At 28.0% G+C, this 15,678-nt stretch carries 13 protein-coding genes; 2 read left to right on the top strand and 11 right to left on the bottom strand.

Translation table 11 applies throughout. The features are described 5' to 3' along the window. Nucleotides 1-12: 12 nt before the first annotated feature. The 11 genes from ACYUEW_RS00650 to ACYUEW_RS00600 all read right to left on the bottom strand — a co-directional run bounded on the left by ACYUEW_RS00650 (nt 13) and on the right by ACYUEW_RS00600 (nt 11,812). Nucleotides 13-327: a V-type ATP synthase subunit F gene (locus tag ACYUEW_RS00650; RefSeq protein ID WP_187116478.1), complete on the bottom strand. Its 315-nt coding sequence runs from the start codon at nt 325-327 to the stop codon at nt 13-15. Next, nucleotides 314-1,315, bottom strand: a complete 1,002-nt coding sequence (locus ACYUEW_RS00645; protein ID WP_003484529.1) for a V-type ATP synthase subunit C — start codon at nt 1,313-1,315, stop codon at nt 314-316. The genes ACYUEW_RS00650 and ACYUEW_RS00645 overlap by 14 nt, the downstream gene beginning before the upstream one ends. A 12-nt stretch (nt 1,316-1,327) precedes the next feature. Continuing rightward, the gene (locus ACYUEW_RS00640; RefSeq protein WP_460276007.1) at nt 1,328-1,927 is read right to left on the bottom strand and encodes a V-type ATP synthase subunit E; all 600 of its coding nucleotides are present in this window, start codon (nt 1,925-1,927) and stop codon (nt 1,328-1,330) included. Nucleotides 1,928-1,942: 15 nt separating this feature from the next. After that, a complete protein-coding gene (locus ACYUEW_RS00635; RefSeq protein WP_003484527.1) occupies nt 1,943-2,431 on the bottom strand; it encodes a V-type ATP synthase subunit K in 489 nt (162 codons plus the stop codon). Nucleotides 2,432-2,455: 24 nt separating this feature from the next. Continuing rightward, complete coding sequence (locus ACYUEW_RS00630) at nt 2,456-4,414, bottom strand: V-type ATP synthase subunit I (RefSeq protein WP_003484526.1); 1,959 nt, start codon at nt 4,412-4,414, stop codon at nt 2,456-2,458. Next, the gene (locus ACYUEW_RS00625) at nt 4,401-4,727 is read right to left on the bottom strand and encodes an ATPase (protein ID WP_460276006.1); all 327 of its coding nucleotides are present in this window, start codon (nt 4,725-4,727) and stop codon (nt 4,401-4,403) included. The genes ACYUEW_RS00630 and ACYUEW_RS00625 overlap by 14 nt, the downstream gene beginning before the upstream one ends. 155 nt (nt 4,728-4,882) lie before the next feature. Then, nucleotides 4,883-6,562 carry a B12-binding domain-containing radical SAM protein gene (locus ACYUEW_RS00620; RefSeq protein ID WP_460276005.1) on the bottom strand — a complete coding sequence of 560 codons (1,680 nt, stop codon included), beginning with the start codon at nt 6,560-6,562 and terminating at the stop codon, nt 4,883-4,885. Beyond that, a complete protein-coding gene (locus tag ACYUEW_RS00615) occupies nt 6,537-7,112 on the bottom strand; it encodes a hypothetical protein (protein ID WP_003484523.1) in 576 nt (191 codons plus the stop codon). The genes ACYUEW_RS00620 and ACYUEW_RS00615 overlap by 26 nt, the downstream gene beginning before the upstream one ends. Nucleotides 7,113-7,285: 173 nt before the next feature. Then, nucleotides 7,286-8,005, bottom strand: coding sequence for a zinc dependent phospholipase C family protein (locus tag ACYUEW_RS00610; RefSeq protein WP_003484522.1), 720 nt, complete (start codon nt 8,003-8,005; stop codon nt 7,286-7,288). A gap of 22 nt (nt 8,006-8,027) precedes the next feature. Next, nucleotides 8,028-9,227, bottom strand: coding sequence for a hypothetical protein (locus ACYUEW_RS00605; RefSeq protein ID WP_460276004.1), 1,200 nt, complete (start codon nt 9,225-9,227; stop codon nt 8,028-8,030). A gap of 38 nt (nt 9,228-9,265) precedes the next feature. Beyond that, on the bottom strand, nt 9,266-11,812 hold the full coding sequence (locus tag ACYUEW_RS00600) for a calcium-translocating P-type ATPase, SERCA-type (RefSeq protein ID WP_460276003.1): 2,547 nt from the start codon (nt 11,810-11,812) through the stop codon (nt 9,266-9,268). 493 nt (nt 11,813-12,305) lie between these two features. Between ACYUEW_RS00600 and ACYUEW_RS00595 the strand changes: the two genes are divergently transcribed. Together ACYUEW_RS00595 and ACYUEW_RS00590 are read left to right on the top strand one after the other, a co-directional pair. Beyond that, a complete protein-coding gene (locus tag ACYUEW_RS00595; RefSeq protein WP_460276002.1) occupies nt 12,306-13,949 on the top strand; it encodes a putative manganese-dependent inorganic diphosphatase in 1,644 nt (547 codons plus the stop codon). Nucleotides 13,950-15,091: 1,142 nt separating this feature from the next. Next, on the top strand, nt 15,092-15,604 hold the full coding sequence (locus tag ACYUEW_RS00590; RefSeq protein WP_460276001.1) for a hypothetical protein: 513 nt from the start codon (nt 15,092-15,094) through the stop codon (nt 15,602-15,604). The last annotated feature ends 74 nt before the right edge of the window (nt 15,605-15,678 follow it).

Here is a 15,678-nt window from a genome sequence, read left to right as displayed (position 1 = left end):
TACCTACCTTCCTTATAAAATATTAACACCAACTGCTTTTTCCACGTTATCATTTATTCTCTGCATACCAATATTTAGAGACCCCTGATTACTAGGAATAAGTATAACGGCAGGAATTAATTCTCTATTATATCTCTCAATAGTTTCTTCCAAGTTTTTAGCTATTTGTTCTGTAACAAATATAATAGCATATTTTTCCGCGGCCATTTTATTTATAGTAATTCTTGCTTCATCTGGTTCAGTAACAGGATATACATCAATACCAAGAGCTTTAAAGGCCAATATGGAATCTTTATCTCCAACTACACCTATTTTATACATAGATATCACGCAGCCTTTCTCTTATTATTTCGCTCTTCATGTTATTGAGCTTTCCAATCATTATAATTCTTATAACTTTTATTTCATTTTCTTTGGCATATAAATAAGATATTATTGGTTCTGGGCCAAAACTTATATATTTTGCTCTTTTCATATACTCCATTATAAAATTATCACTTAATTTTTCAAAAATATTTATTGAACCAGTCTTTGAATAAGCATCTATCCCAACTCTAAGAACTTCTCCATAATCTGTATAAGAAAGTTTTGCCGGAATATTTTCAACTGAATCGTTAAGTAAAGCTATCAGTTTATCTTTATCTATAAAACCTCCACTTATGATTACACTTGTAAAAAAGTTTTTATCTTTGTTTTGCTTTTTAACTCTTAAAAGAGTTTTTATATTATTTAAGTCAATAAGACTTTTTAAATATTTATCTAAAAATTCATCTCCTATTTCCTTATTTAATGAAAGCATTTGTTCAAACATATATTTATCAAGTATAATATCAATTCTCTGTGGATCTTTATTAGTACCGAAGTCTTCCAAAGCATCTTCTATAGCTTTTCTCATTATTGGATTTAAATCTCTATAATATTCATTATCTATAAAAGTCTTAAGCTTTTCTATAGGCACATTACCCACAGGGATTATTATATCTGTAAAATCTTTATTTAAAATTTTCCCTTTTATCATAACTTTAATGTTATGATAATCGTACTTTAAACTCATCATATTAACTAAAGATTTTACAGGGGAAATTTCGTAGAGCAAATGATAAACTCTTTTAAGCTCATTACTTAAAAGTATTTCATAATCCTCAGGCCTTTTTACCTTTGACATAAATATAGAATATTCAGTTTCTTCAAGAATCTTTAAAGCTTCTAAAGGAGAGCTGCTATCTATCATCCTATCAAGTTTTGTTTTGTCAAGGAGTCTAGTTTCTAATACTCTAATTCTAGGTATTACCTGAGTAAATAGTAATGCATCCATGAATTTCCCTCCTTAGTTAAATAACACTCTTGCAACTTCATACTCCAATTCATCTTTCATAGAACTAATTAAAGCTTCAAAAGAATTATTTATTTCAATTCCATTTTTCTCTAGTAGAAATCCTGCCTTAAAATCTCTTGTTTCATCACTTAAAGAAAGATTGCCTGGTTTTCCTTTTTTAACCAATTCACTATTTATTTCATTTATAAAATCTTCAGTTATAAGTAACTTGTCCTTTAGATTTATTATAATCTTTTCATCTCCGTCTATTGGAAGAGTTAAGATTCTCTCTTTAATATAAGAAAGATATTCTTCTTTTGATAAAGAGCTTAACTTTTCTAAGGACTTTTCAAGGACATTTTCTATAACTTTTTGTTTTGATTGAAGCTTTTCATTTCTTACTTTAAGCTCTGCATTTGATAATATTCTTTCTCTTCTTATTACACTTTCTCTTTCTGCCTTTTCAATAGTATTTTTTTCTATAATTTTAGCTTCGACAGTTTTTTTATCTAATATTTTTTTTCCATCTTCCTTAGCTTCTTTAATAAATTCCTCTTTTTTTACTTTGGCTTCTTCAAGAATTTTCCCAGTTAGATTATTTATGCTAGACATTCGCCTCACTCCAAACTATTTTATGTTTAAAACCATAAATAATGATGCAACGAAGCCAAGTAATGCGTAAGTTTCAACCATAACTGCATATATAACGCCCTTCATAACATCATTAGGCTTCTTCGCAAGTATTTGTACTCCAGCTGCTGCTGCTTTACCTTGAGCTATTGCTGACTTCCAACCTGCAAGTGCTATTGGAAGAGCTGCCATAAAGTATGCAAAACCATTAGCAAGTGTAGGTGCCTTACCACCAAGAATACCAATGTTTAATAAAATCATAAGTGTAATAACAAATCCATATAATCCTTGTGTACCTGGAAGAGCAACTAATATAAATGTTTTACCAAACTTTTCTGGTTCCTCTGTCATAAGTCCTGAAGCAGCTTCACCAACTATTCCTATCCCTTTCGCTGAACCTATTCCTGCTAAACCTGTTGCTAATGCAGCTCCTAAAAGAGCAAATATTAATCCACCATTTTCAGTTAAAAAATTCATAAATGTCATAATTAAAGTCCTCCTTTATAAATCTTATTTAGTTATTTTTAAGTATTGATCTGAAAGTTTATATGGAGTAAATTTCTTTCCTCCACCTTCATAAAATTTATTAAAAAATTCTAGGTATTGAAGTCTTGCAGTATGCACATATGATCCAAGTGCATTAACAAGTAAATTAAATAAATGGAGAGCTACAAATAAAATTGGTGATATTATATAGCTAAATGGGCTTGGAATAAGATTTACTATAAGATTTAATGCATTTGCAATAAATCCTGTAGCAAGCCCTAAAGCTAAAAGCCTTGAATAAGATACTACATCTCCAAGATAGCTTGTAGAACCATAGACTCCATATATGCCTCCACCGATTTTTCCTCCAAGAGTTGGAGCTGATCTTCCCTGTGTAAGAAGTAATCCTACAAATCCTATAATTAAAAGAATTTTTCCAACAGATGAAGCTACACCAACTAACATTAAAATTGCGCCAATGAGTACAAAGTACCATGTTAACACATCATATATTGCATCCTTTAATTGTCCACTCCTTATAAGTATATAAGCCTTAAGACCTAAGCCTACAAATATATGAACTAATCCAAATATAACAGATAATATTAATATCTGAGTTATACCTTTTGCTGGGTCTATAAGATATGGTATCTTTATTCCTAAATAATTAGAGAACAAATCTCCAAACCATCCACCATACATTGCACCCCATATAACCGTTGAAATTCCAGCAAATAAGAAAAGTTTAAAGGTATTTCTTTTTGCTGTATCTTTAACTTTCTTTAAAGCAATAGAAGATACTATAACCATAATTAATCCATATCCAGCATCAGATAGCATCATGCCGAAAAATAAGAAATAAAATATTGATAAAATTGGTGTTGGATCTATTTCTTTATACAAAGGAAGGCTATACATTTCAACCACACTTTCAAAAGCTGATGCAAAACCATTATTTTTTAACTTAATAGGTACTTCTTCTACATCATCTTCTTCATTAACCTCTGTAAAACTTAGATAATAATCATTTCCTATAGCTTTCTTAATGATATTTTCCAGTTCTTCATTTGTATCTAGAGTATTCCAACCACATATGGCAATAACTTTTTCAGATTTAAGGAAATTTTCTGACGCATTAAGCCTAATAATAAGATTATTGAAATATTCATAGGCAATTTGTATTTCTTCAATCTTACTTTCATAGGTTTTAATTTCAGTATTTATTTTTTCAACTTCCTTATCTATTTCTGAAATTTTAATATTAAAATTCTCTATAACTGCTTTAGGACTATCTTCATAAACTAAAGTTAAAGAACTAAATCCATAGTTTTTAAATAATTCTTTTGCCTTTTCTTCTTCCTCTTTTAAAACTAAAGCAAAGATATATAAGTCTTCATTATCTTCATTAATAAATTCTATATATTTATTTTGAAGATTATCTTGAAACTCATTTTGAAAATCTTCTTTATATTGTTTAGATATAGTACCAATGAAATATGAAGTTTGTTTAAGTTCCTTTAAATTTTTAAACTTTGCATCAAACTTTTTCCATGGGAGAAGACTGTTTATTTCTGCATCAATCTTTGTTCTTTCATTGCTTAAATAATTTAATCTGTCTTCTTTCATTCTTAAATCATCATAAGTACTTTTCCAATCAATAGTTTTAATTTTTTCATTTAATGTACTATAAGATAAAGATTTTTTATCCTGTAAAAGTGCTTTTAACCCTGATGCTTGAGTAACATATTCTTTTAAAAAATCTAAGACAAATTTTAGCTTCGATAAATTCGCTGCATATTCTGAATATTTTGAACCAACTGAGTCCTTATCAAGAAGCTTCAAACTTTCATCTTCTTCAATCAAAGCATCATTTTGAAGATTTATGAATTGAACTCCTTCAAAGCTTTGAAGTTCTTCCAAAAGCTTTTCTTTGTGTGATTCAAAGGCTAATAATGTAAATTTATTCATTTTAACTATTGCCATTAAACTTCACTATCCTTTCAACCACAAGATTAACTGCTTTATCAAGCAAGTCATTGGAAACATTTAAGATTTCATCTGCTTTCTCTTTACCTTCTTTAAAAATAAGTGTTGCTTCCCCATTAGCCTTACTTTCAACTTCATCCATAATTCTTTTTGCTTCTAAAGAGGACTTATTAATTATATCTTTATACTCTCTTAAAGCATTTTCTTCAGCTTTTTTAATAATTTCTCTGCTCTCAAGCTTAGCATCATTAATTATTTTATTAGCTTCTTCCTCTGCAGCTTTAATTTCTTTAATTGCATCCTTTGCCAAAATATCACCCCCTCGCAGATTAAACAATTCAATACTATATTAAATGGTATTGAATACACCTTTAAATTATTTATATCTAAGTATAATACTAATTATACTTATTAGCAATACATATCAATACTAATTTTTAACTAAAAATTCCTTATAACTAATATCTATTCCTTATTTCCTAAAAAAACTATATTTTCTCTGTCTCTTTCGTCAAATATAACATATATCTCTCTTTTTTCTTTTATACCTGACCTTATAAACTTCTCTATATCTATGAAAAATTTCTCTACGTGTATATTATCGGATATCTGAACTCTATTTTGTAGTAGCTTATCCTTTAAATATCTTTTAATTTTTTTATCTATATCTCTAATTAAAAACTCTGGCATCCATTGCTTTTTATTAAATTTTAAATAATCATATTTTATTATTTCTTTTAAAAACTCACTATTTTTATTTAGAAATTCTTCGTTAAATTCTAAGAAAACTTTATAGTATTGAGGTCCAGATATATTTCTGTCAAAATATCCCTTGTCATTACAAAACATAGCTAACCTATAATAAAAGTCAAATGGTTTTTTAAATTCTCCCATAAAATATTTCAATATATTATTAAATTTTCCTGAGTTATAATATTTATCTACTACCCCTTCTACTTTTTTTAGTATAAGCAATTCCTCATAACTTATGTCCTTTGTATTTAATATTTCATAAGGTGGATAAGGAGAATATACCATACCCCATTTTTCTGCTTCTGACCTCATAGGAGATCCCTTTAAAAGCTTTAAAAATCCTAATTGTATTTCTTCTGGCTCTATGCTGTAAACATCATTAAAGGAATTTTTAAAAGAATTATAATCTTCTCCTGGCAGCCCTGCAATAAGATCTAAATGTTGTTTGATATTTTTAAGTTTTTTAAGTTCCTCTACCTTTTCTTTAATAGTTTCAAAATTTACATGTCTATTTATATTTTTTAAAACTTCATTATTAGTAGTTTGAACTCCCACTTCAAATTGAATTCTTCCTTCTTTTGATTTACTTAAAATATCTAATTCTTCCTTTGTAAGCAAGTCTGCGGATATTTCAAAATGAAAAGTAGCATCTGTATCTAAATTTATAATATATTCCCATACTTCCATTGCAAATTTGTGATTACAATTAAAAGTTCTATCTACAAATTTAATAAGCTTAACATTTTTATCTACTAAAAATTTAATTTCTTTTTTTACTCTTTCTATATCATGAAATCTTACTCCATGCAATGTGGAGGACAAACAATATTTACACTTAAATGGACACCCTCTTGAAGCTTCATAATAAACTATTTTATTTTTCAAATCTTCTTCTTTTTTATAAGGAAATACTACTGAATTCATAGAAATATTATGTCTTTCTCCAGTGTACTCTATCCCATTTAATGTTTTAATGTATAATCCTTTTACCTTATCTAAACTTTTATTTTCTATTTTGCATTTAATAAATTCTCTAAAGGTTTCTTCACCTTCTCCTCTTATAATATATTCTCCAGGAACTTTTCTTAAAAAGCTTTCACTGTCATAGGAAACCTCTGGCCCCCCAAAAATTATTTCTGTAGAAGGCTTTACTAATTTAATTAAATTTGCTAGTTCCTCTACATATTCTAAATTCCATATATAGCAAGAAAAAGCTACTAAATCAGCTTTTTCCATAATTATTTTTTCTAATATATTTTCTTTCCTATCATTTATAGTAAACTCTTTTAACATACACTCATAATTTAAATCCTCTGTATTAGCTCTTAAATATCTAAGAGCTAGATTGCTATGAATATATTTAGAATTAATGGCTACTAATAGTGCTTTCATTAATTTCTTCCTTCCTCTTTTCGTCCTCTTTGGTATTAGTATTTATTTTTTTCTTCCCTTTTATGTAGTACACTCCATCGGAAGACTTTAAATCCTTTATTTCAAAATAAGGATCTAATAATTTTATAGTAGTATCTATAGAACTATCTTTTAGTAAATTTAGATCCTTTATAGATATATTTTTAACTTTTTCTCCTGGCAATAAAATTTTTATTTTTCCATTAAAGGTTTCCTTTAATTTTTTATCAATATCCCAAATATAAACATTTCCCCCTTCCTTTAAATACCTATATATATCACGTATAAGACTCATCCTATTTTTTTTGAAAAATATATTGCTAAAGGAAAACAATAAAATACAGTTATCATAATAACCTTCTTTTATGTTTTCCTTTTCCTCTGCTCCATTTATATATTCTAAGTTTGAATCCTCATTATATTGTTTATATATGTTGTATATTATTCCATAATTATCCGTACCCACATCTAATAAGTTGCCCCTAAAAATTTCATTTTCCATATTAATAACAATTTCGTTTATAATACTCACCCTCTTTATATATCCCCTAAGTCCACTTTACCATTTTTTTATAATCAAAATACTTATTTTAATTTCAAATTGTAGCAAAAGGGAACATTTTTTTATTTATATTAAGTATAGTCACTATATATAAATAATTCTTAATTGTATACTATTCTACAATAAAAAAAAAAATCCTCCTATTAAAGGAGAATCTTATTTTTTACCTTCATTTCTTCATAAAATAATAATAAAAACCCTGCAGTGGTCTTTTGAGCTTCATGTATTATAGTAGTAGCTATTTTAGCATATCTTTTGTCTGTGTTTTTTATATTTATGCTCCTTAAATAGGTATCGTTAGCCATTATAGCATTATTTACTATAAAATCTTGTAGTTCATCATATTTAATTATTCCTTCTTCTGCATCAAAAGAATAATCTGTCATAAGCTTACTTATTATCCAAAGCTCAAATTTTCTATGGCTTTTTAAAAGTTTGTTATTTACATGTTGAGGCACTGTAGCATCCTGTATTAAATGACAGGCAGCACCTAAATAAAATAAACTTTTTTCTATATTACCTTTATTAAAACTTTCTTTTGCATTTTTATAATATTTTCTGCATTCTGTTAATGCATCAGAAAAGCCATATAATCCTTTTCCTTTGCTTACATGATAAAAATGATTAGAACTTTTAAAATCCTGATCTGCCCAAGAAACACCGTTATTTATGTGCTTTATATATTTTTTAAAAAACTCATACTCTTTTTCATAATTCTCTACTTTAAGTAAATCCACCGCTTTAATATTTATATATTTATGCACAGTACAGTTAGTTTTAAGCATTTTCTTTTTTAAAGGATTTACCGCAAAAAATACTCCTTTTAAAGCACTCCCATAAGTTTTTTCAAGTTTTTTTATCATTAGGAACCTTCTTTCTCTTAATTTAATTTCCCTTATTTATAATATATAAATATCCTCTATTGTTGTCTAGTATAATTAATTTTTTATTAATTACTTTTATACTTTCTATATTTGCTTTTTCAAATTCTGCTTCTTTTTTTATTATACCTAAATCATCTAAAGAATATAAGGCTTTTTCACTCTTTTCGTAAAATATTATAGAATCCTTTGAAAATATATCCCCAGTATAATCTATTGCAATAGTTCCTATGGAATTTAATGTTTTATGTTGATATAATGGCGCTGGTGGATTAGTGTGGGGATGTTTATCCAAAACAAAACTTACAGGTTTATTGTCTTTCCCCTTAAATCTAGGAGAATTTATAGGATCTCCGCCTGAATAATCAGGCCACCCATACCAAGTACCCTTATTTATTTCATAAATATAATCTCTATCTCCCTTTATTGGTCTATCTCCCCTAAATTCCATTCCCCCTACAGAAACTAAAAGCTTTCCTTTACTATTAAAATCTATACCATTGAAATTTCTTATACCCCATGCATAGGTCTCCATTTGTCCTTTTTTTAAATTATATATTATAATGCTAGAATTACCTGGAAAATGTTCTGCTACCCTTTGCCCTCTTACTGACTTAGTTCCATAAGTACTAAAAGCTCCTGTACCTTTAGGTCCAAAATTTTTACCGTTTAATGTAAGAGAATAAGGAGATACATCTGAAAAGAAAGGAGAACTACTAAGCCATTTATTGTCCTTACCTACTACTGCTGAATTAGTAGCAGCTCCAATAGTCAAATACAAATGATCTTTCTTTATTATAATAAGACTTTTATTATAATCCCCCATATTTGGCAAATTATCCATTAAAACCTTTTCCTTATTTTTTTCTATATCATAAGAATAAAGTTCATTATTAGAAGTAAAATATAAATGTTTATCCCTATAGGCTAAACTAGTTATGTTTAAGTTCTCCTTCTTTAGTATGTCGTAACTCTTACCTTTCACATCTATAAACTGTATCTTATCTTTAAAAGCTATATAGAAATTCCCTTCCTTATCTAAAACAAAATCTTTAGCTTCTTTTAATCCCTTATATTTTAAAACACAATTAAGTTTATCATTATAAAGCTTAACTTTATTATTTTCATAATAGTGCTTAGTTATAATAAAGCTGAAAATCCCTATTAAACATATAATCATAAGGGATTTAATAATTTTTTTCATAGTACCTCCAAAATCATTGATACCCCTATTTTTTATAATTATTTTTTTATATATAAATAAAGACTATTTATAAATGCAATGGTTCCAGAGAAAAAAATCACTATAAGCCATTGAGCTAAATTAAGAGCAACTGTATGGAATATATTCTGCATAAAAGGTATATATAAAATACTTATAAGCATAGCTACAGATATTGCTACCGCTCCCACTAAATATATATTAGTAAAATATTTAATTTCAAATATAGAATGCCTTTCGGATCTACATTCGAAAACATGTATAAGTTGTGACATTATAAGTGTACTTAAAGCTAATGTTCTACAAGTCTCTAAGGTGAATCCATAATAAGACCCTGCCATAAAAGAAAGTACAGTGCAAACCCCAATTAAAGAACCTCTTATAATTATTTTTTCTTTTAATCCTCTTGCAAATATCCCTTCCATTTTAGGTCTAGGTTTTTCACTCATTATATCTGTATCTGCAGGATCTACACCTAAAGCTATGGCCGGAAGTCCATCTGTAGCTAAATTTACAAATAATATTTGTATTGGAAGTAACGGTGTTGGTAAATACAAAAGTGAAGCTATAAACATAGTCAAAACTTCTCCTAAGTTACAGGAAAGTAAATATCTTATAAACTTTCTTATATTATCATATATAACTCTTCCTTCTTCTACTGAAGCTACAATAGTTGCAAAATTATCATCTAATAAAATCATAGAAGAGGCTTCTTTTGTTACATCAGTGCCAGTTATGCCCATAGATATACCTATATCTGCTTCCTTAACTGCTGGAGCATCGTTTACCCCATCTCCTGTCATTGCCACGATTTTATTTTTATTTTTAAATTCTTTTACTATTCTCAATTTATGATTAGGACTAACTCTTGCAAATACTGTAATAGTGTCCAATTTTTTATTTAACTCTTTATCATTTAATTTATCTATCTCCTCTCCCTGCAAAACCTCTTTTTCACTTTTACAAATATCTAGTTCTTTCCCTATAGCATAGGCAGTATTTTTATGATCTCCAGTTATCATTATAGGTTTTATACCTGCCATTTTACATTTTAATACTGCATCTTTAACTTCTCTTCTTGGGGGATCTATTATACCTGCTACTCCTACAAATATTAGATCCTTTTCCAAAGATGCACTTCTTGTAAGTCCCTCTCTTTTATAAGCTCCTGCTATGCAACGTAATGCTTCATAGGACATTTTTTCTATAGCTCTCTCTACTTCATGTCTATGTTTATCTGTTAATTCCTCTATTTCTCCATTAATTAAAATATATTTGCATTTTTTTATAACTCTTTCTGGAGCACCTTTTACGTAACAGGTTTCACCACTTCCATCTTGTACTATAACAGACATCATCTTTCTATCAGAATCAAAAGGATTATCATAAATTCTTCTACCTTTGTCTGTAAAACTTTTTATTTCATTTTTACCTCTAAAAAAAGCTTTAACAAGAGCAGTTTCTGTAGGATCTCCTAGCACACTCTTATTTATATCTTTTTCCTTCATATCCAAATTAAAGTCATTACAATAAGTAAAGATTTTCTTTAGTATTAAATTCTCTGGAAAATTTTTATTGTCTAAATTATAAATCTTATTATCATAATACATCTTTTTAACAGTCATATTATTTTCTGTTAAAGTACCAGTCTTATCTGAACATATAATAGATGTACATCCTAAAGTTTCTACAGCAGGTAACTTTCTAACTAAAGCATTCCTTTTAAGCATTCTAGATACTCCTAAGGCTAAGGCTACCGTTACTATAGCAGGAAGTCCTTCAGGAATAGCTGCTACTGCTAAGCTTACTCCTAGAAGGAACATTTCATATTTATCTTGTCCTCTCCATATACCCGTTAAAGTTACAATAACACATATTATAATGCATAGAACTACAAGAACTTTTCCCAAGTAGGACAGTTTTTCTTTTAGTGGAGATTTTTCCACCTGTATGTCATCTAACATTTCTGCTATTTTCCCCATTTCTGTACCCATGCCTGTTTCTACAACCTTTGCCTTTGCTCTTCCCTTTAAAACAACAGTACCCATATAAATACTACTATTTTTAGAATTACTATTTTTTTCCACACCTACAGATTCACCGGTTAAAAGAGATTCATCCACCATAAAACTACTCTGTTCTACTAATATACAATCTGCTGGTATTCTATCTCCACTTTCTAAAATAACCAAATCACCTATAACAAGTTCTTCTGCATTTATAACCTTTACACTAGAATCCCTTATAACCTTAGCTGTAGGAGAAGATAATTCATTTAATGCCTCTAGGGATTTTTCTGTCTTAAATTCCTGTACAAATCCTAATATAGCATTCATTATAACTATAATAAGTATAGTTATAGCATCTGCTTTTTCTCCCATAAATCCTGATATTAAAGTAGCCGCTATTAATACCCATATAATAAAATCATTAAACTGTTCTAGAAATATTTTGAAAGGAGATACTTTTTTCTTCTTCTTTAAAACATTGGGTCCATATTTTTTAATGCGCCTTTGCGCTTCTCTTGTGGTAAGTCCCCTATATAAATCTATTTTAGACTCATTCATTACTTTAATTCCCCCTTAACCTATTTTCTTATATTATGTATAATTAATATTGATGCACTTTATGAATATTTTTTAACTTAAACAAATGAATTTTATTAAATCTTTACTAAAAATTGTAGATATCCTATATAATATACATATTAAATACTCTCTTTATCCGATGACTATCCGCTCTAATACTCCCATCTTTTTCAAAGTGGGAGTAAAGAGCGGCTATGTCCCTGGATAACGATTTCTAAGCTTTAGAGGGAGTAAAAACTCCCTCTGAAGCCAAGAACTCTGTTTATAAAGATATTAATTATTTATATTACATATTGAAGTACAACTATATATTTTTATATAATAATATATGATACATAATCTGAAGCTATGAAAAAAAACAATATTTTTAAATATTAATAAAATTTAGAAATTTGAACTTAATGTTCATTTTTGTGATAAAATAGTTAATACTGAAATTTATTATATAAAATATCATTAGGAGGAAATTTAAATGAAAGACCTTATTTATATAACAGGACATAGAAATCCTGATTCTGACTCCATCTGTGCCTCTTTAGGCTATGCAGATTTAAAAAAACAATTAGGTTATAAAAACATAGTATCTGGAAGACTTGGAGAGTTAAATAACGAAACAAAATTTGTTTTAGATTATTTTAACGTTGAAGCTCCAACTCTTATAGATACAGTAAAAACTCAAGTTTCTGATTTAGATATAGATAAAGTTACTCCTATATCTAAGGATTTATCTTTAAAAAAAGCTTGGACTATAATGGAAGAAAATAATGTTAAAACCTTACCTGTACAGGATGAAGAAGGTAAATTAATTGGTCTAGCTTCCTTATCTAATATAAGCTCTACTTATATGGGAGTATGGCAAAAGGACATATTAGCTAAAAGTAATGCTAATATAGAAGATATTATAGATACTTTAAATGCTAAAGTTTATTATAAGAAAGAAGAAAAACAAAAATTTATAGGTAATTTAGTAGTAGCTGCTATGGAAGCTAAGGATATTAAAAATTATGTTAAAGAAGGAGATATAGTTATCCTGGGAAACAGAGAGGATGCTCAAGAAACTGCTTTAGATTGCAAAGCGCATCTATTAGTTGTTACAGGTTCCCATAAAGTATCAGATAAAATATTAAATAAAGCAAAAGATTTAGGATGCTCTATATTAGTATCAAAGGAAGATACCTTTACAACATCAGTGCTTATAACTCAAAGCATACCTGTTAGCTATATTATGACTTCTTCTGATATAATAAGTTTCAAACTTTCTAATTTTGTAGAAGATATTAAAGAAGTTATGTTAAAAACAAGATTTAGAAGCTATCCTGTAGTAGACCAAAATAATAAAATAGTAGGAACTATTTCAAGATATCATTTAATATCCCCTAAAAAGAAAAAGGTTATATTAGTAGACCATAATGAAATGGGTCAATCTGTACCAGGTTTAGAAGAAGCTGAAATAATGGAAATAATAGATCATCATAGAATAGGTGGAGTTAATACTGCATCCCCTATATTCTTTAGAAATCAACCGGTGGGAAGTACATCTACTATAATTGCAAATATGTTCTTTGAAAATAATATTACACCATCAAAAGAAATAGCCGGTGTATTAGCCTCTGCAATTATATCTGATACATTATTATTTAAATCACCAACTTCCACAGAATTAGATAAAACAATATTAGGTAAATTAGCTAAAATAGCAGAAATAGATCCTAAAAACTATTCTGTAGAAATGTTTAAAGCAGGTACATCCTTAAAAGGGAAAACTGTAGAAGGGTTATTCCATGAAGACTTTAAGAATTTTACTATAGGTGGAGGAAAAATAGGCGTATCTCAAGTATCTACTATGGATCCTTCAAGCTTTGATCCACTAAAAGAAGATATGTTAGCTTTAATGAAAGAAAAAGTAGAAAAGGAAGGCTATGAAGGTTTAGTTCTAGTGTTAACTGACCTATTAAAGGAAGGTTCTTATATATATGTTATAGGACCTAAAAAAGAAACTATAGCTTCAGCCTTTGGAAAATCATTAGGCAAAGATAATTCTTTATATGCTGAGGGAGTATTATCAAGAAAAAAACAAGTAATACCACCAATTACCAATGCAATAGAAAATAAGTAATTTAATCTCTTGAGCTATTTAAAAGCTAAAGTATATATATTCCATTACTTGGATTATTAATCCTTGAATTTATAGTATAAATTTCTATTAACTAAATACTCTAAATTCAAGGATATGTTATCCAAATATGAGTTGATTTATTTTACGCATATTCTCTACATCATCTTGGATTATATTTATGAAATAGTATAGGTTATGAGCTGAAATTTTAGTTTCCAATCTAACAATAACTCCTAATAGATCTTTAACTGTTCAGTGAGCTGTAAGTTCACAGTCTCAATTAATCTTCTTCTCTTAAATATTAATTGTCTAAATCCCTTTGGAAATTGAAACTTTAATAAATTTTAAATTTACCTATCTTTCTTATATATCATAAAGTATGAAATTAAATTTAAGCCTATGTTTTTTTATATCAGAATCATAGTATCTATTGAACCATCTCATACCACAACTAAATAAACCATACATATTCTAATCACCTTGTTCTTTAATTTGTTGTGGTTTCTACAATTTTACTTTTTTATTTTTAGAACAATCTGCTCCTAATATTATCATCCCTGTGTAGGCTATATTTAATTATAAATATAAATTTTCAAAATACACAATATCTCCTGCCCATGTATCAATTTGATTTTAAATCCCTAAGCATTTCTTCTATAATGAATCTTTTTTTATATTCTCTAGCGGCTTTTTTACTATCCATATTGGTTACTAAATACTAAGTATCTTCTGATTCTTCTGCTTTACACACTGCTATGCTATATCTATATTCTTCAGCACTTAATAAAACTCCATTGAATTTTTTTACACCTTTTTTATGAGGTTTATATCTCTTAGGTACTTAATTTTCTTTTTTACTTCTATTCTTATAAGTATATCATTTGTAAATCTTATATAATATTTCTAACTAAATATATGTTACCTCTATTGATTATTTGGTTGTTTTTAATGAAAAGTTATCATATTATGTTGGGACTTTTCTATTTGTAAATTATGCCAAAATAATTAACTAGCACAAGAAATTAATTTAATATTAAACTGGATTATAAGCAAATTTTATTTTACTATTTTATACATTGATTAAAGTTTTTGTATTTCATACCGATAATTATATATAATACCACTTAAAAGGAGTGTATGAAATGAAAACAAACAAAATAAAATCATTAATTTTAGGAGTAATGGCAGTTACAATAATGTCTTCAACTCCAGTGTTTGCTGCGACAAACACTGTAAAAAATACTAGTGCAAGTTTAGCTGCATCACAAGAAGAATTACCATCATTAACTGTTGATAGAAGTAAATCAGCTATACCAGTTAGTGGAATAAGTGTAATAAGTGGTTACGCCAAAAATAGTGATGGAACCCCATTAATAAATGCAGCTATATGGATTAAAATAGAGGCACAAACAGGCCCATCAACAATGGGAACAATAGTATATGATCAAGTACATACTGATTCAAATGGATACTACTCTGTTAAGGTTTATGGACGAGATCTTGACTACTTTGGATATCACCAAATAGATGTATATATTGATAATGGTACAAATAAAGATTATACAGAAATAGGTCATGGGAAGTATGAAATAGAACATAATACATGGGCAGATGTAAAAGCTAGTACAGGTATATTTTTGTCATCCCATATGTAGTAATTTTTAGACAAGTATATCTTTTATGCATACTACTGTTATAAATCCAAAAGAGATAGTATATAGCTCACATT

This window comes from Clostridium sp. CTA-1 (genome assembly GCF_054768215.1).
The sequence above is the reverse complement of the archived record's forward strand: the minus strand, read 5'-3'. Positions and strand labels throughout refer to the sequence as shown.